General features: G+C 69.4%; 16 protein-coding genes. 7 read left to right on the plus strand and 9 right to left on the minus strand.

The genetic code is table 11. The annotated features are described in order from the left end of the window. Positions 1-48 precede the first annotated feature (48 nt). Both ACFYRH_RS34445 and ACFYRH_RS34450 read right to left on the minus strand, forming a co-directional pair. Positions 49-1272, minus strand: coding sequence for a SpoIID/LytB domain-containing protein (locus tag ACFYRH_RS34445; RefSeq protein ID WP_387784011.1), 1224 nt, complete (start codon positions 1270-1272; stop codon positions 49-51). Then, on the minus strand, positions 1269-2654 hold the full coding sequence (locus ACFYRH_RS34450; RefSeq protein WP_387784013.1) for an N-acetylmuramoyl-L-alanine amidase: 1386 nt from the start codon (positions 2652-2654) through the stop codon (positions 1269-1271). Before ACFYRH_RS34450 ends, ACFYRH_RS34445 begins: the two co-directional genes overlap by 4 nt. 158 nt (positions 2655-2812) lie before the next feature. On the opposite strand from ACFYRH_RS34450, the gene ACFYRH_RS34455 reads away from it, so the two are divergent. Then, a complete protein-coding gene (locus ACFYRH_RS34455; protein ID WP_387784014.1) occupies positions 2813-3652 on the plus strand; it encodes a hypothetical protein in 840 nt (279 codons plus the stop codon). Positions 3653-3822: 170 nt separating this feature from the next. Then, a complete protein-coding gene (locus ACFYRH_RS34460) occupies positions 3823-4494 on the plus strand; it encodes a hypothetical protein (RefSeq protein ID WP_387784016.1) in 672 nt (223 codons plus the stop codon). Position 4495: 1 nt separating this feature from the next. Here ACFYRH_RS34460 and ACFYRH_RS34465 read toward each other — a convergent pair whose 3' ends face one another. The 3 genes from ACFYRH_RS34465 to ACFYRH_RS34475 all read right to left on the minus strand — a co-directional run bounded on the left by ACFYRH_RS34465 (position 4496) and on the right by ACFYRH_RS34475 (position 7797). Continuing rightward, positions 4496-5413, minus strand: coding sequence for a hypothetical protein (locus ACFYRH_RS34465; RefSeq protein ID WP_387784017.1), 918 nt, complete (start codon positions 5411-5413; stop codon positions 4496-4498). Positions 5414-5421: 8 nt separating this feature from the next. Further along, positions 5422-6324 (minus strand): hypothetical protein, encoded by a 903-nt coding sequence (locus ACFYRH_RS34470; protein ID WP_387784019.1) that lies wholly within the window; start codon positions 6322-6324, stop codon positions 5422-5424. Between the two features lie 93 nt (positions 6325-6417). Further along, positions 6418-7797, minus strand: coding sequence for an NAD(P)H-quinone dehydrogenase (locus ACFYRH_RS34475; protein WP_387784020.1), 1380 nt, complete (start codon positions 7795-7797; stop codon positions 6418-6420). A 31-nt stretch (positions 7798-7828) separates the two neighbouring features. Here ACFYRH_RS34475 and ACFYRH_RS34480 point away from each other — a divergent pair, with 31 nt between their 5' ends. Together ACFYRH_RS34480 and ACFYRH_RS34485 are read left to right on the plus strand one after the other, a co-directional pair. Further along, entirely contained in the window at positions 7829-8290 is a 462-nt protein-coding gene (locus ACFYRH_RS34480; protein WP_387784021.1) for a gamma-glutamylcyclotransferase, read from the plus strand. 9 nt (positions 8291-8299) lie between these two features. Beyond that, on the plus strand, positions 8300-9934 hold the full coding sequence (locus ACFYRH_RS34485; RefSeq protein WP_387784022.1) for a phospho-sugar mutase: 1635 nt from the start codon (positions 8300-8302) through the stop codon (positions 9932-9934). A gap of 33 nt (positions 9935-9967) precedes the next feature. Here the strand turns inward: ACFYRH_RS34485 and ACFYRH_RS34490 are convergent, their stop codons facing one another. The 4 genes from ACFYRH_RS34490 to ACFYRH_RS34505 all read right to left on the minus strand — a co-directional run bounded on the left by ACFYRH_RS34490 (position 9968) and on the right by ACFYRH_RS34505 (position 13105). Then, positions 9968-10420, minus strand: a complete 453-nt coding sequence (locus ACFYRH_RS34490) for a hypothetical protein (RefSeq protein WP_387784023.1) — start codon at positions 10418-10420, stop codon at positions 9968-9970. Positions 10421-10577: 157 nt separating this feature from the next. After that, positions 10578-11531, minus strand: a complete 954-nt coding sequence (locus ACFYRH_RS34495) for a neutral zinc metallopeptidase (RefSeq protein ID WP_387784025.1) — start codon at positions 11529-11531, stop codon at positions 10578-10580. Positions 11532-11643: 112 nt separating this feature from the next. After that, positions 11644-12555: an alpha/beta hydrolase gene (locus ACFYRH_RS34500; protein ID WP_387784026.1), complete on the minus strand. Its 912-nt coding sequence runs from the start codon at positions 12553-12555 to the stop codon at positions 11644-11646. After that, the gene (locus tag ACFYRH_RS34505) at positions 12545-13105 is read right to left on the minus strand and encodes a PH domain-containing protein (protein WP_387784027.1); all 561 of its coding nucleotides are present in this window, start codon (positions 13103-13105) and stop codon (positions 12545-12547) included. The genes ACFYRH_RS34500 and ACFYRH_RS34505 overlap by 11 nt, the downstream gene beginning before the upstream one ends. A 46-nt stretch (positions 13106-13151) precedes the next feature. On the opposite strand from ACFYRH_RS34505, the gene deoC reads away from it, so the two are divergent. The 3 genes from deoC to ACFYRH_RS34520 are packed head-to-tail and all read left to right on the plus strand — an operon-like array spanning position 13152 to position 16410. Next, positions 13152-14108, plus strand: a complete 957-nt coding sequence (gene deoC / locus ACFYRH_RS34510) for a deoxyribose-phosphate aldolase (RefSeq protein ID WP_387784028.1) — start codon at positions 13152-13154, stop codon at positions 14106-14108. A gap of 3 nt (positions 14109-14111) precedes the next feature. Further along, positions 14112-15548, plus strand: coding sequence for an aldehyde dehydrogenase family protein (locus ACFYRH_RS34515; RefSeq protein ID WP_387784029.1), 1437 nt, complete (start codon positions 14112-14114; stop codon positions 15546-15548). Then, positions 15538-16410, plus strand: a complete 873-nt coding sequence (locus ACFYRH_RS34520; protein WP_387784031.1) for an aldehyde dehydrogenase family protein — start codon at positions 15538-15540, stop codon at positions 16408-16410. Before ACFYRH_RS34515 ends, ACFYRH_RS34520 begins: the two co-directional genes overlap by 11 nt. Positions 16411-16412 lie beyond the last annotated feature (2 nt).

Consider the following 16412-nt stretch of genomic DNA (forward strand, 5'->3'; position numbering starts at 1 on the left):
GACAGCGATGTCATGGATCTAACCGGCGCAAACACCCGGCGTCAATGGCTAGCGACCGGGCTCTTCGAGCGGCGTAGTTGGTATGTCAAGTGGCCGGGCCGCGAAGCTGATCCAGGCCGATCGCAGGTGCAGCCGGATCCGCACCTGGTCCCCGGTCAGCACCCGCTTGCCCTTCGACCCGACGGCCTCGACGGTCAGCGCCCGCCCGCCGCCCGGACCGACGCCAGTGCGCTTCAGCACCCGGACGTAGCGGATCGATCCGACCGCGAAGACGGCCTGCATCTCGGCCGCCGACCGCGTCACGGTCCAGGTCACGTTCGGGTTCCCGTTCTTCGGGTACGCGTCCCAGCCGTCCACCTTCGTCAACTGGTACGGCGCATCGCCGGCCGCCGTCGCCCCGCCGTTCGACGACGAGAACTCCGCGATGATCGGTTTCCCCTTGTACAAGCGGATCTGCCCCGCGGTCGCCGCGATCGCGTTGTTCGTCGACGTTTTCTCCGCGTCGTACCCGCCGTACACCTGGCAGGACGTGGTGTCGCACAAGTCATACGCTTTCCGCGACGCGCGGTCCCGGTGGAACACCGAATAGGTGCGTGCGGCAACGGCCTGCGCCTGCAGAGCCGCCGGCCGCCAACTCGAGACGGCTTCCCGCGGTACGACGCCGCGCAGGTAGTACTCCAACGGCAAGACGTTCACCGTGTCCAGATGCGTTCCGGAAACGTCGGTCGCCCGCAGTGCGCCGCGATACCGCCGTACGTCGCCACTCGGCAGCACGAGCCCGATCACGGCCGGTCCCTCGAACTGCGCCATCCCCGTGAACGTCTTGTAGAGCGTCCATTTCCGCGTTTTCGCGTCGTACGAGCTGAGCTTCGTGCCGTGCTCGCCGTTCGGGTCGATCGACCACTGGTTCCGGTTCGCTGCCCGCGGCAACGCATAGACCTTGCCGGTGGCAAGGGAACGGACCCGCAGACCGCTCACCGCACCCACCCGGACGCCGTCGGTGGTGTCGGCGCTGACCCGGACCCGGATGCTCCCGGTCGCCTTCCCGGTGGTCGTGCCGGGGTAGTAGAAGTCCAGGATCTGCCGCACCGACTTTCCGGCGATCGCGGCTCCTTGCGCGCCGTACTGCGAGAGTCCGCGACCGTGGCCGAACCCACGACCGCTGATCGTGGTGTCCGGCGCGGCCGCTTTCGGCTCGATCGGTCCCGCCTGCGCGGTCGCACTGATCGCCGCCGACGACAGCACCACGGCCGCGATCACACGTTTTCTCACGATGCTCTTCCCCCGTACACGAGATGGACCTGACGATCGCGGCGGTCCCAGACCAGCCAGCCGCGCTGGAACTTCTGCCGCACCCCGCCCGGCACCTGGTAAGCGTCGGTGACCGGCAGCCCGAGCCGCGCGCTACCGGCCCCCAGTCGCCGGAACCTGGTCCGGAAAGCGCCCGCCGTCGAATGCGGGCCGGTGGCAACGGAATAGAACACGTCCCGGGTCGCGAAGTACGTCGCCCAGCCGGTCCGCGTCCGGTGCTCACCCCAGAACGGCTGGCCGATCGTGCGGAAACCGATCCGTCGCGCGTACTCGTAGATCGGTGTCGAGAAGTTTCCGCTCATCAGCGTGTTGACGCGTTGCTTCAGCCGGCCGAGTTTCTTGTACAGCTCAGTCCCCGGACACGCGGTCGCCTTCGTGTCGCGGTGTCCAGAAACCGTGTGCAGCCGCGTTCCGCCGAGCACGATCGTTGCCAACGGCGACCGATAGTTCGCATCCAGCTTCCACGCGATCACGCGCGCCGTGGACTCCAGCATCGCCTGCGGGGGCGGCGTTTTCTCGAAGTTTCCGATCACCGCGACGCCGAACGAGTTCGCGTTGTACGACGCCGTGTGCGCGCCGAGCACCGGCAGCTGCGCACCGCCGTACCTGCCCTCGAAAACGCGGCCGAAGCGGTCGACGAGGAAGTTGTACCCGAGGTCGCACCATCCGCGGCTCTTGACGTGGTACGCGTACATTGCCCGCACCATCGCCGGCACCTGCGTCCGCGTGTAGTCGTTGCGATCCGCGGTGTGGTGCACGAACGCAGCCTGCACGGTCGAGGTGTACTTCGGCCGCACGCAGTCCGCCCCGTTGTGCGCCCGCAACCGCTCATCGGCACCCCATCGACGACGGCTCACCATCAACGGCATCGGGTACGGCGCTCTGCTCGCCGCCGGCTCCACCTGGCCCGAGGCATCCGGTGCACTGTCCGACGCGAGCACCCCGGGCTGGATCAGCACGACCTTCGCGCCGGCGATCGTCGTACCCGCCGCGGTGACCGCGCTGGCCTGCACGCCCGTCGCATTGCCGACCCACAACGGATCGGTCCCGCCGCGCTCGATTCCTTCGGGTACCAATGGATCGGGCCCATGATCGTCCTCGACGTGCAGCGTCTCCCAGTCGGTCCATCGCCCGTCGCGCTCGACCCGAACCTTGGCGGTCACACCCGAAACGCCTTCCGGCCAGGTGACACCGACCATTCCGAACGGCGTCGTCCGGGCCTGCACCGACGGTCCGTCGAGCGGGATCTCCTGGTAGGCAGGATCTTCGGTCGGGTGGTGTGGGAGAGGGACCAGAGCAGCCGCGGTCATCATGAGCGGCAGCAGTCGCACGGTCTTGCCCATGAACAGCCTTCCGGCGGGGGACGGACATCGCTGGGCGGCGCGTCTCCATTGTGCGCTGGCGGTGACCGCTTTCCGGGCATTGCGTCACCCTGCGTGGCGCCGCCCGTCTTGAGGGGTTCGATAGGCTCTACCCAAAGAGCCCCCGAGAGAGGCCCGACATGGAACTCATCCTGATCATCGCGGTCGTGGTGATCGCGATTCTGGCGTACCGCTCGTACCGTCGGACCCAGCTGCAGAACAAGCAGCAGCACGAAATCACCGCCGCCGAGCTCGAGGCGGTCAAGCGCACCGCCGACGAGGACATCACCCGGTTCGGCGAGGAGCTGCAGGACCTCGACCTGGAGATGGTCGGCAAGGACCTCGGCGACGGCGCCCGCCAGGACTACCAGCGGGCGCTCGACTCCTACGAGTCCGCCAAGCAGGCGGTCGGCCAGGTCACCCAGGCCGACCAGATCAAGCACGTGGTGGAGATCCTCGAGGACGGCCGGTACGCCGCGGCCTGTGTGAAGGCGCGGGTGAACAACCAGCCGCTGCCGCAGCGGCGCCCGGCCTGCTTCTTCAACCCGCAGCACGGTCCGTCGGTGGTCGACGTGATGTGGACGCCGCCCGGTGGCGCGCCGCGAGAGGTGCCGGCCTGTGCGGCCGACGCCGAGCGGGTCCGCGCCGGCGCCGAGCCGGATGTCCGCAAGGTCATGGTCGGCCCGCAGCGGGTGCCGTACTGGGAGGCCGGCCCGGCGTACTCGCCGTACGCGCAGGGTCTGTTCGGTGGGCTCGGCGGTGCGATGACCGGTCTGTTCATCGGTACCGCGCTCGGCGGCATGTTCGCCGGCGGCGGCTACGGCGACTACGCCGCGGGCTACCAGGACGGGATGGCCGACGGTGGTGACGGCGGTGACGGCGGAGATGGTGGCGGCGACGGTGGCGACGGCGGGGGCGACTTCAACCCGTTCGACGGCGGCGGCGACGGCGGCGGCTTCGACTTCGGCGGCGACTTCTGACCAGCCCCGCTTCCCGAACAACCACAGGGCCCCGGTGACCACTCAGGTCACCGGGGCCCTGTGCATTGCACCTACCTGCAACCACGACAGCGAGACACGAGCCACCCACCACGGGTAGCCTTCGCATGCGCGACCGTGGGGTGACGGTCGCCTTTCACCGAGGGGACCCCATGCGCTACCTACCTGTCCTTGCCGCCGCCGGCCTCGTCGTGTCGGGCCTTCTGGTCCAGCAACCCGCCCAGGCCGCTCCCGACCAGGTGACCGCCACCTGCTCGTTCCCGGTCCCGCCGAAGCTGGTGCTTTCCGGCGGGTACCAGGAGGTGGAGTTCCCGGCCGGCCCGGGCTGTCCCAAGACGATGGTGTCTTCGACCTGGGACGCCGTCCCGGACGTCGGCCGGGCGAAGTACGGCACGGGGTGCGCGCGACTGGGCTGTAGCGTCACAGTGAACCTCACACCGCTCGGCGGCACCACGCACTGGACGCCGGTTGGTTACGGCATGGACATCAATGGACGCAAGGTGGCTGACCTGCTGCCGGCGACCTCTGTCACCAAGGCGGCGTCCGTCGCACGGTTGGCCGGCACCCGGCAAGGGACGAAGGTGACCTTGACCGCGTCGGCGACGTACTACAGCCCGAGCCGCAACAGCTACCTTCGCGCTCACGGCCGGATACTCTTGCAGTACAACGATGCCGGCCGTTGGAAGAGCCTCGTGTATGTGACACCGGCCTCGAGCGGTACGGCGACGTACACGATCACGACGAATCGGAGCCGGAGCTACCGGGTGTACGTGCCTTCGACGCAATCGGTCTGGTACACGTACAGCCCGGCAGTCACCCGCTGAGTTACTCGCCGAAGAGGTGTTCGGCGGTGTCGGGGGCTTCTCGGACGTTGATCGGGTCCGTGTGCGACCCGGGGAGTTGGCCGAGGAGGCTGATCGTGGTGGCCGTGCCGTTCGCGTGGCTGACGGCGTACAGGTTGGCCTTGCCGGTCTCCTTGTCGATCGCGGTGAGCAGCGTGCTCTGCGTGCCGCACTTCTCCGCGACCAGCGAGTCGAAGGCGCTCCAGCCGCTACTGCGAACCTGCTTCACCACCGGCTTCATCGGGTTCGCCAGCGGAACCCGGATCGTGTACAGCGCACCGCCACGCGTCGTCGCCAGGAACGTGTCGTAGGTGCCCGTCTGGCTGAGCAGCGCCAGCGTCTTGACCGAGGAGAACCCCGACGCCGAACCCGCCGCACGCCAGCCGCCGTTCGTCCCGGGCAGCCAGCGGAACAGCACACCGTCGCTCCGCAGGCCGTAGAGCATGCTCCGGCCGGTCGTCGCCCCGACGTACGGCTGGTAGATCGACTCCTCGACCGCGGTGAAGTCACCCCAGCCGCTGCCGACCTTCGCGAGGGTCTGGAACGGCTTGCCGGAGCTGTCGTCGATCCCGTAGTTCGAGCGGTACAGCGTGGAGTTGAGGATCACCATGCCGGAGTACGCGATGCCGCTCGCCACCCCGAGGGTGGAGAACCAGGTCGTGCTCGCCTTCGCGATCCCCGGCGTGAACAAGTGCGTGCCCGCCGACGGACCGGTGGCCTGCGGCGGCGTTCCGGCGGTCACCCTGGTGCCGGTGACGTCGCCGCCGGCGGTGATCGAGTTGAAGTCCATCACACAGGCGCGCGCCGCCGCCTGTGAGGCTGCCTGTGCCGGCGCCGCGACGCCCAGCCCGCCGGCCAGGGCCGCCACCGCGACCCCGGCCGTCATCCAGTTCGCTCTCATATCGGTCCTCACTCTCCGAACAGCGGCGGGTTGCCCTCGCCGGTGTGCAGGTAATAGACGAGGTCGGTGAAGGAGCCCGGGACCTTGCCAAGACCCTTGATCACGGTCGCGGTGCCGTTGGCGTGACCAACGGCGTACAGATAGGCCGAGCCGCTCTCCTTGTCGATCGCGGCCAGCAGCGTGCCCTGCGCGCCGCACTTCTCCGCGACCAGGTACTCGAAGCCCTGCCAGGTCGACGTCCGGATCTTCTTCACCACCGGCGCCTGCTTGATGTTCGCCGGGATGTGGATCGTGTACAGCGCACCACCATTGGTGGTCGCCAGGAACGTGTCGTACGTCGCCGTCTCGCTGATCAGCGCCATCGTCTTCACCGCCGAGTAGCCGGTGTACCGCGACGACTCGCGGGTGTCCGGGTTGTACCGGTAGAGCACACCGTCCCCCCGCAGCCGGTATTGCGCCCCGCGCACCGTCCGGCCGCCGTAGAACGAGGTGTCGATCGCCTTGTAGCCGTTGTAGCCACCGCCCTGCGCCTTCAGGCCGCTGGTCGGCTTGCCGGTGGAGTCGTGCCCGAAGAACCCGGAGTACAGCGTCGAGTTCAGGATCACGTCGCCGTACGTCGTGTCCTCGCCGCCGACTCCCAGCGTCGTGGTCCACGTGGACGCGATCTTCGCGGCGCCCGGGGCGAACAGGTGCGGGCCCGTGGTGCGCTTCGCGGTGATCGGCGACGACGCGGTGATCGCGGTGGTGGCGATGTCGCCGGCACCGGTGATCGAGCCGACCTCGATCGTGCAGGCCGCGGTGGCGGACGTGGTGGCGGACGTGGCCGCCGTCGCCGGACCGCAGGCCGCGGCCGCCAGACCGCCCAGCAGCACGGCCGAGGCCGCCACGGCGGAGGCGCGCTTGAATCTCATCGGAAAGTCCTCTCGGGGAAATGTTCAGGGAGGGCTCTCTCCCACACTTCACCCGATGCGGACCGCGCGCCCGAAGTTGCGGCCCCGACGAACTCAGTTCCGCAGGTGCAGGCGGCGGGCGGCTTCGGCGATGGAGCCGGAGACCGACGGGTAGACGGTGAAGGACTGGGCCATCTGGTCGACCGTCAGCCGGGCGCCGACGGCCAGCGAGATGGGGTGGATGAGCTCGCTGGCCCGCGGCGCCACCACCACGCCGCCGACGATGATGCCGGTGTTGGGCAGGCAGAAGAGCTTCACGAACCCGTCCCGGACACCCTGCATCTTGGCACGGGCGTTGTCCGCGAGCGGGACCTTGACCACCATCGCCGTACTGCCGCCGGCGTCGACGACCGCCTGGGAGAGGCCGACGGTGGCGATCTCCGGGGCGGTGAAGACGTTCGCCGAGACCGTTGACTGGTCCAACGGCGTGACCGCGTCGCCGAGCGCGTGCGCCATCGCGATCCGGCCCTGCATCGCGGCCACGGAGGCGAGCATCAGTACGCCGGTGCAGTCGCCGGCCGCGTAGACCCCGCGGGCCGTGGTCCGGGACACCCGGTCCACCTGGACGAACCCGCCGTCGGTCAGCGACACGCCCGACTCGACAAGGTTCATGTCATCGGTGTTCGGCAACGATCCGACGGCGAGCAGCGCGTGCGATCCCTCGACCTTCCGGCCGTCGGTCAGCGTCACCACGACCCCGTCGCCGTTGCGCTTGACCGACTCGGCCCGGGACTTGCTCAGCACGGTCAGACCGCGCCGCTTGAACACGTCCTCCAGCACCGCCGCCGCGTCCGCGTCCTCGCCCGGCAGCACCCGGTCCCTGGACGACACCAGGACGACGTCGCTCCCGAGCGCGTCGTACGCGCTGGCGAACTCCGCGCCGGTGACACCGGACCCGACCACGATCAGCCGCTCGGGCAGTTCGTCGAGCTCGTAGACCTGCTCCCAGGTCAGGATCCGCTCGCCGTCCGGCTCGGAGCCCTTGAGGATACGAGGCCTTGCCCCGGTAGCGATCAGCACCACGTCGGCGGTCAGTCGCTCGTCGCCGACCACGACCGTCTCCGGGCCGTCCATCCGGCCGCGGCCCTGGATCACCCGCACCTTGTCCCGGTCCAGCCGGCGGCTGATCCCGGAGGACTGCGCGGCGGCCAGCGCCTTCACCCGTTTGTTGACGACGGAGAGATCGACACGCACGGCGTTCGCCGGATCGTCGTCGCCGTCGTCCAGCCGGACGCCGAGCTCGCCGGCCTCCTCGACCTCGGTCATCACTTCCGCCGTGGCGATCAGTGTCTTGCTCGGGACGCAGTCGGTGAGCACGGCAGAACCGCCGATCCCGTCGGAATCGACAACCGTCACCTCCGCCCCGAGCTGGGCAGCCGCACTGGCCGCTTCGTACCCGCCTGGACCGCCTCCGATGATCACAACTCGCGCCACGAGAGGCCATTGTTCCGTATCCTCTGATTCCGTGACCCTGTACGCCGCGTTTGCGTCGAACCTGGACCCGAATCTGATGGCCGAGCGGTGCCCCTACTCGCCCCTGCGCGGGACCGGCTGGATCACCGGCTGGCGGCTCACGTTCGGCGGTGAGGAGCTCGGCTGGGAGGGTGCGATGGCGACCGTGGTCGAGGATCCGGCCGACCCGACCAACCAGGTCTTCGTCGCGTTGTACGACGTCCACCCCAAGGACATCGAGCGGCTGGACGAGTGGGAGGCGACCGACCAGGGCGTCTACCGGAAGATCCAGGTCCGGGTGCAGACCCTGGACGGCGAGCAGCTGGCCTGGATGTACGTCCTGAACGCCTACGAGGGCGGCCTGCCCTCGGCCCGGTACCTAGGCATCCTCGCCGAGGCCGCCGAGGCCGCCGGCGCCCCCGACGACTACGTAGCCGACCTGCGGGCCCGGCCGTGTCAGTCCTCGGGTCATTAGAGTGCCCATGTGACCGATGATCTGAAGGCCGCCGCCGAGGCCTGGCTGAGCGAAGACCCCGACCCCGACACCCGCGCCGAACTGCGCGCGCTGCTGGACTCCGGGGACACCACCGAGCTGGCCGACCGGTTCGCCGGCACGCTGGAGTTCGGTACGGCGGGCCTGCGCGGTGCCGTCGGCGCCGGACCGAACCGGATGAACCGGGTGGTCGTGATCCGGGCCGCCGCCGGACTCGCGGCGTACCTGAAGGCGAAGGGGCTGACCGACGGACCGGTGCTGATCGGGTACGACGCGCGGCACAAGTCGGACGTCTTCGCGCGGGACACGGCGGCGGTGATCCGCGGTGCGGGGCTGGACGCCGTTCTGCTCGACCGGCCGGCGCCGACGCCTGTCGTTGCCTTCGGGATCAGGCATCTGCGCGCGGTCGCCGGCGTGGTCGTGACCGCCTCGCACAACCCGCCGCAGGACAACGGCTACAAGGTCTATCTCGGGGACGGCTCGCAGATCGTGCCGCCGGCCGACGCGGAGATCGCGGCCGCGATCGCGGCGGTCGGCGCGCCGGCCGACGTGCCCCGGGGCGACGACTGGCAGACCACGGGCGACGACCTGCTGAACGCCTACCTGGACCGGATCGCGGACCTGGTGCCGGCCGATGCGCCACGAGAGCTGAACGTCGCGTACACACCGCTGCACGGCGTCGGGCGGACCCTGGTCGAGGCCGCGGTCGCGCGCGCGGGGTTCGCCGTACCGCAGGTGGTCGCGTCGCAGGCCGATCCGGATCCGGACTTCCCGACCGTCTCGTTCCCGAACCCGGAGGAGCCGGGCGCGATCGACGCCGCGCTCGACCTGGCGCGGTCGATCGGCGCGGACATCGCGGTCGCCAACGACCCGGACGCGGACCGTTGCGCCGTCGCCGTTCCCGATCCGGCGGCCGAGGGTGGCTGGCGGATGCTCCGCGGTGACGAGCTCGGCGCGCTGCTCGGCGAGTTCCTGCTGGCGTCGCGACCGGACGGCGTCGCCGCCTGCTCGATCGTGTCGTCGTCCCTGCTCGGCAAGATCGCCACGTCGTACGGCGTCCGGTACGTCGAGACCCTCACCGGCTTCAAGTGGATCGGACGGGTCCCGGAGCTGGTGTTCGGCTACGAGGAGGCCCTCGGGTACTGCGTGGATCCGGCGGCCGTGAAGGACAAGGACGGCGTCTCGACGCTGGTCCGGGTGCTGCAACTGGCGGCGCGGGCGAAGGCCGACGGGCGCACGTTGCTGGATCTGCTGGACGACCTGGCGGTCAAGCACGGTCTGCACGCGACCGACCAGTTGTCGGCGCGGGTCGAGGACCTGTCGCTGATCGGGCAGGCGATGGAGCGGCTGCGGGCGACGCCGCCGTCGGCACTGGGCGCGTACACCGTCGAGCGGATCGACGATCTCAGCCAGGGGTCGGAGTCACTGCCCCCGACGGACGGGCTGCGCTACACGCTGTCCGACGGCGCACGCGTGGTCGTGCGCCCGTCGGGTACCGAGCCCAAGCTGAAGTGCTACCTGGAAGTGGTTGTCCCGGTCACCACGGATGTCACCGCGGCGCGGAGCGATGCTGCTACTGCCTTGGCAGCCATCAAGACCGACCTGGCTGCCGCGGCAGGTATTTAGGAACAGAACACCTGGCGGGTGGTTCTGGTCCGGTCAGCGAGCCGCCGCGGCGGCCGCTTCGGCTTCCTCGGCCCGCAGGGAGCTCTGCAGCGAGGAGTGCAGGATGCGGAGCGTGCTGGTCGACTGCATCAGCGCGTCCCGCTCGTCCGGGTTCCGGTTCGCCAGCGCGGTGATGTCGTTGATGGCGGCCTCGATCCGGACGATCCGGTCGCGGACCGTTCCCTCCTGGCTGCTGGCCCGGCGGATCGCGTCGGACGTGACCGTCCAGACGTCTTCCTTGTCGTTCGTACGCCGGGACATGTCCACCATCTGGCTCAGCGCGGCGAGGTCGTGGTCGACCTGGGTGCGCTCCACCGGGGCGGTGATGCCCGCGGTCGCCTGGCGCAGCCGGGTGACGTGCCCGGACAGCTCCGACCAGGTGCTCCGACCGCTCTTGATCTTGTCCAGCACCTTCGCGTACTCGGTGTTGAACTCGTCGTAGTTCACTGTCCTTGACTCCTGCCGTTCGACGCTCGACTCAGAACTCTAGGGCGTGCGCACCAAAAACAAGTAACCACACGATCGCAGATCGTGCAGGTGTCGCCAAAACGCAACAGCCGCCCGGTACGCCAACGCGTACCGGGCGGCCGAGTTACGAACTGCGTCAGGCGACGTACGCCGAGGACGCGTTGAAGGTGTTGCAGTTGCCCGCGACCGCGTAGCTGTGCCGCGCGTTGAAGCCGGCGGTCACCCAGAAGGCGTGGTTCTTGATCGAACCGTGGTCCCGCACGCCGCCCGGCTGGTCACCGCTGTTGCTGATCACCCAGTTGTACTGGGTCATGAAGCCACCGCTGAACGGGTAGTTGCGCTTGTTCGCGCCGTCCACGGCACCGCCCAGGCAGGACGCCTGCAGCTCACGACGGCGGCTCTCCTCGAGCTGCGCGGCGTAGGTGCTGAACGCCCGCTGACGCGCCCAGGACGCGTTCAGGATGCCGGTCAGCCACTGGACGTGGTGACCGTACTCGTGCGACAGCGTGAAGGTCGCGTAAGCCTGAGCCATCGTCGGGCTCTGCTTCCAGTAGTTGATGATCACGTACGCCGGGATGTAGATGTACCCGTGGTCGACACCGCAGAAGAACGCGGTACCGCCGCGGACCGTGCCACACTTCGACGCGACCGCGCTCGAGTTGTGCACGACCAGCTTCGGCGCCACCTTGTACGCCGCGCCGGCCTGCTTCAGCGGCAGCGCCCAGGAGCCGTACAGGCACTTGAACAGGTTGTTCTCGTAGGCGACGACACCCTCGAACGTGCGCAGGGAGACGTTGGCCTGCTTGCAGCCCGACGACGGGATCGCACCCGTCTTGTACAGGCGGTTGTAGCGCACCACGTTCGTCAGCGACGACTTGGTGGTGAGTGCGTCTCCAGCCGGCGGCGGGCCGGCGACCAGACCGGTGCCGATCTCGATCGGCTTCGGGGTCGCGGCGGCCTGCGTGGCAGCAGCCGTCGTCGTGCTGGAGGACTGCGCGGCCTGGGCGTTCGGCAGCGCCAAAGCCGCGAACCCGGCCAGGGCACCAACCGTGGCCAGGCCACGCAGGGTGGTGCGGGAGAGGTTGACCATGAGCTCCACTCTCGATGTGTCTAGGGACCTGTCGGACCAATCCTGAGGTGCGCAGGGGTTCACCCAGGGTCGGACACGGGCTCTGACGCGGCGATTCGCGCCACAGTTCCGCCTACTTCAGCAGATTTCCGCCGAGGAATCGCAACTGGTCAGGGAGCATGCGCCGCCAGTAGCCGCCGGTGTGCAGGCCGGGCTGCTGTCCACCGGCCGCATGCAGCTCGGCGCGCAGGTCGCCGGCGGCCGCCGCGAACGGGTCGTCGCGCCCACAGTCGATGCGGACGGCAACGTCCCGGAACCCGCTCGGCCGGCCGAAGACCTGGTTGCGTTCGAAGTCCGCGGCGCCGTCGAACGCACCGGCCTGGACGTCGGCGTAGTCGTGCCACAGGGCCGGGCTGAGCGCACCGACCGCGACCGCGCGCGCCGCCGGCCGGACCCGGCGCTGCCAGTACTGCAGGGCGACCCAGAGCAGGGCGCCGTACCCGCCCATCGACCAGCCGAAGACGCCGTACGTGCCGGTGCGCAGACCGCGATCGGCCAGCAGGGGAAGGAATTCCTGGTCCAGCATGTACCCGGGATCGTTGCCGTCGGCGCGGCGGTGCCAGTAGCTGTCCCGGCCGCCGTCGACGGTCGCGATCGCGAACGGCGGCGTACCGGACCGGACGGCCGAGGTCAGGTAGCGGTCGATGCCGAGGTCATTGATCGCGGATGTGTGGTCGCCCCCACGACCGTGCAGGGCCAGGACGACGGGCAGTGCCGCGGACGCGGCGTACCCGTCGGGATAGACGATGCTGTAGCCGACCTTCGTCCCGCGCCCCAACGAGTCGAAGCTCCCCGACACCACCGGGCCGGCCGGCACGTCGGGGACGACACCATCCGGTCCGGTCAGCCCGAGTACGTCGTGCACGCGGCCCCGGCCTGGGATGACGCCGGTCTCGAGGGCCGCCACTCCGGCGACACCGGCGACCGCGGCCGCGGCGCCGGTGCGAACCAGCGTGCGCCGGGTCAGCACAGGGTCAACGGACAACGGCTGACACGACGGCGACCAGGGCCAGCACGCCGATGAGGATCAGCTCGGGCCGCGCCCACTGCGTGACGACGTCGCCCTCCGACTCCGCGGAGTACTGCTCCTGCATGGTCTCGATCCGGTTGACGACCAGGTCGGCCTTCGAGATCGAGCTGTCGGCCGCGAGCTTGCGGCCGCCGACACGTTGCTTGCGAAGATCACGCATGACGAGTTGGACGCCGGGCGCCCGGAAGCGGTTGCCGTCGGTGTGCACCCGGAGGATGTCGGTCACGTCGGCACCGGTGACCTTCGACCACGGGATCTGCCGGTCCCGCAGGTGGTTACGCAGCAGGATGTTCTCGGGGCTGAGGGTGACGGACGGGCGCATCAGGCCGACGTACGCCAGCACCATGAAGATCCCGATGATGCTGGCGACCAGCAGTCCGGTCGCGGTCCGCCATTCCAGGACGATGTCGAGCAGGCCGAGGGCCCCGATCAGCAGCACGATGGTGCCGGTGATCCGGTTCGATGCGGACAGGTACTGCTCGCGCTCCGGCGATGTCGACTTCACCAGCACAACGTAACCGGCCCTCAGAATCCGCACTAGACTCCCTGGGGTGACCACACTCGACAGCGGCGTCGACACCCTGGCCGACGTGACCTCGTCCGAGGACCGGCTGCGCCGGTTCCTGCTCGGGCTGCCGGGCGTCGACCAGGTCGGCGCCGAGGCCCGGGCCGCCACCCTGAGCAGCCGGTCGATCAAGACCACCGCGAAGCAGTACGCGCTGGACCTGGCGATCCGGATGATCGACCTGACCACGCTCGAGGGCCAGGACACCCCGGGCAAGGTGCGGGCCCTGTGTGCGAAGGCGAAACGGCCCGATCCGGCCGACCCGAGCACCCCACAGGTCGCCGCGGTCTGTGTCTACCCGGACCTGGTCGCCACCGCGAAGCGGGAGCTGCAGGGCTCCGGCATCAACGTGGCCAGTGTCGCGACCGCCTTCCCCAGCGGGCGTTCCAGCCTGCCGATCAAGATCCAGGACACGAAGGACGCGGTCGCCGCCGGCGCCGACGAGGTCGACATGGTGATCGACCGGGGCGCGTTCCTGTCCGGCCGGTACGCGCTGGTCTTCGACGAGATCGCCGCGATCCGCGAGGCCGCGGGTGACGCGCATCTCAAGGTGATCCTGGAGACCGGCGAACTGGTCACCTACGACAACGTCCGGCGGGCGTCCTGGCTGGCGATGCTGGCCGGCGCGGACTTCATCAAGACCTCCACCGGCAAGGTGTCCCCCGCGGCCACACTGCCGGTGACCCTGGCGATGCTCGAGGCGGTCCGCGACTACCACGAGGCCACCGGACTGCACATCGGCGTCAAGCCGGCCGGCGGGATCCGGACCGCGAAGGACGCGATCAAGTACCTGGTCACGGTGAACGAGACCGCCGGACCGGACTGGCTGGACCCGGAACTCTTCCGGTTCGGGGCGTCCAGCCTGCTGAACGACCTGCTGATGCAACGCACCAAGCTCGCCACCGGCCACTACCCGGGCCCCGACTACTTCACGTTGGACTGACGCATGAGCAGATTCGAATACGCACCGGCCCCGGAGTCGCGGGCGATCGTCGACATCAAGTCGTCGTACGGGCTCTTCATCAACGGCCAGTTCACCGACGCGACCGACGGGAAGCCGTTCAAGACCGTCAGCCCGGCGTCCGAGGAGGTGCTCGCCGAGGTCAGCGAGGCCGGACCAGCGGACGTCGACAAGGCCGTGCGCGCGGCCCGGAAGGCGTTCGACAAGGTCTGGGGCCCGATGAGCGGTCGCGACCGGGCGAAGTACCTGTTCCGGATCGCGCGGCTGGTCCAGGAGCGCTCGCGCGAGCTGGCGGTGCTGGAGTCGCTGGACAACGGCAAGCCGATCCGCGAGTCGCGTGACGTCGACATCCCGCTGGTCGCCGCGCACTTCTTCTACTACGCCGGCTGGGCCGACAAGCTCGAGTACGCCGGAGTCGGTGACGACCCGCAGCCGTGGGGTGTCGCGGCCCAGGTCATCCCGTGGAACTTCCCGATGCTGATGCTGGCGTGGAAGATCGCGCCGGCGCTGGCGGCGGGAAACACCGTCGTACTGAAGCCGGCGGAGACCACGCCGCTGACCGCGCTGGCGTTCGCGGAGATCTGCCGGCAGGCCGATCTGCCGCCGGGTGTGGTGAACATCGTCACCGGCGCGGGCCGCACCGGCCAGGCACTCGTCGAGCACCCGGACGTCGACAAGGTCGCGTTCACCGGGTCGACCGAGGTCGGCCGGGCGATCGCCAGGTCGGTGGCCGGTACGCACAAGGCGGTCACCCTCGAACTGGGCGGCAAGGCGGCGAACATCGTCTTCGAGGACGCGGCGATCGACCAGACCATCGAGGGCATCGTCAACGGCATCTTCTTCAACCAGGGCCACGTCTGCTGTGCGGGCTCGCGCCTGCTGGTCCAGGAGAGCGTGTACGACGAGGTGCTCGGCCGGCTGAAGCGCCGGATGGAGACGCTGCGCGTCGGCGACCCGCTGGACAAGAACACCGACATCGGTGCGATCAACTCGGCGGCCCAGCTGGCCAAGATCCGCGAGCTGTCGCAGATCGGTGAGGACGAGGGCGCGGAGCGCTGGTCGCCGCAGTGCGAGCTGCCGGCCAACGGCTACTGGTTCCCGCCGACCGTGTTCACCGGCGTGTCGCAGGCGCACCGGATCGCCCGCGAGGAGATCTTCGGGCCGGTGCTGTCGGTGCTCACCTTCCGGACCCCGCAGGAAGCGGTCGAGAAGGCCAACAACACCCCGTTCGGGCTGTCCGCCGGGATCTGGACCGAGAAGGGCTCCCGGATCCTCTGGATGGCGAACCAGCTGCGCGCCGGCGTGGTCTGGGCGAACACGTTCAACCGCTTCGACCCGACCTCGCCGTTCGGCGGCTACAAGGAGTCGGGCTACGGCCGCGAGGGCGGTCGCCACGGTCTGGAGGCCTACCTTGCCCACTGAGACGCAGCGGCTCGAAGTACGCAAGACCTACAAGCTGTACATCGGCGGCGCCTTCCCGCGCAGCGAATCCGGCCGCTCGTACGTCGTGTCCAATGCCAAGGGCAAGTTCCTCGCGAACGCCTCCCAGGCCTCCCGCAAGGACGCCCGCGACGCCGTGGTGGCGGCCCGCAAGGCGTTCACCGGCTGGCACGCGCGGACGGCGTACAACCGGGGTCAGGTGCTGTACCGGATCGCCGAGGTGATGGAGGGGCGGCACCAGCAGTTCAGCTCCGAGGTGGCCGCGTCCGAAGGGATCTCGATCTCGAAGGCCCGCGCGGTCGTGGACGCGTCGATCGACCGCTGGGTCTGGTACGCCGGCTGGGCCGACAAGCTCGCCCAGGTGGTCGGCTCCAGCAACCCGGTGGCCGGCCCGTACTTCGACTTCTCGTTGCCCGAGGCAACCGGTGTGGTCGCGGTGCTGGCCCCGCAGGACTCCAGCCTGCTCGGGCTGACCAGTGTGATCGCGCCGGCGATCGTGTCCGGCAACACGACGGTCGTGGTCTCGTCGTTCGAGCGCCCGCTGCCGGCCGTGACGCTGGGCGAGGTGATGGCGACCTCCGACGTACCGGGTGGCGTGGTGAACATCCTCACCGGGTCCGCGTCCGAGATCGGTCCGTGGCTGGCGTCGCACCAGGACGTGAACGCGATCGACCTGTGCGGCATCGAGTCCGAGGACGAGGCGCGTGACCTGGAGGTCGCCGCGGCCGGCAACCTCAAGCGGGTACGCCGTCCCGCCGAGGAGGACTGGACCGCGGACCAGGGCCTCTCGCGACTCACGCAGTACCTGGAACTGAAGACCGTGTGGCACCCGATCGGAGTCTGATC

This window comes from Kribbella sp. NPDC004875 (assembly GCF_042873375.1).
Lineage (GTDB): Bacteria > Actinomycetota > Actinomycetes > Propionibacteriales > Kribbellaceae > Kribbella.

Bases quoted from the DNA above. Each gene is read 5' to 3' on its own strand.
- ACFYRH_RS34515 (WP_387784029.1), top strand. From the start codon at position 14,112: ATGAGCAGATTCGAATACGCACCGGCCCCGGAGTCGCGGGCGATCGTC.
- ACFYRH_RS34465 (WP_387784017.1), bottom strand. From the start codon at position 5,413: ATGAGAGCGAACTGGATGACGGCCGGGGTCGCGGTGGCGGCCCTGGCC.
- ACFYRH_RS34455 (WP_387784014.1), top strand. From the start codon at position 2,813: ATGGAACTCATCCTGATCATCGCGGTCGTGGTGATCGCGATTCTGGCG.
- ACFYRH_RS34495 (WP_387784025.1), bottom strand. From the start codon at position 11,531: ATGGTCAACCTCTCCCGCACCACCCTGCGTGGCCTGGCCACGGTTGGT.
- ACFYRH_RS34470 (WP_387784019.1), bottom strand. From the start codon at position 6,324: ATGAGATTCAAGCGCGCCTCCGCCGTGGCGGCCTCGGCCGTGCTGCTG.
- ACFYRH_RS34460 (WP_387784016.1), top strand. From the start codon at position 3,823: ATGCGCTACCTACCTGTCCTTGCCGCCGCCGGCCTCGTCGTGTCGGGC.
- ACFYRH_RS34450 (WP_387784013.1), bottom strand. From the start codon at position 2,654: ATGGGCAAGACCGTGCGACTGCTGCCGCTCATGATGACCGCGGCTGCT.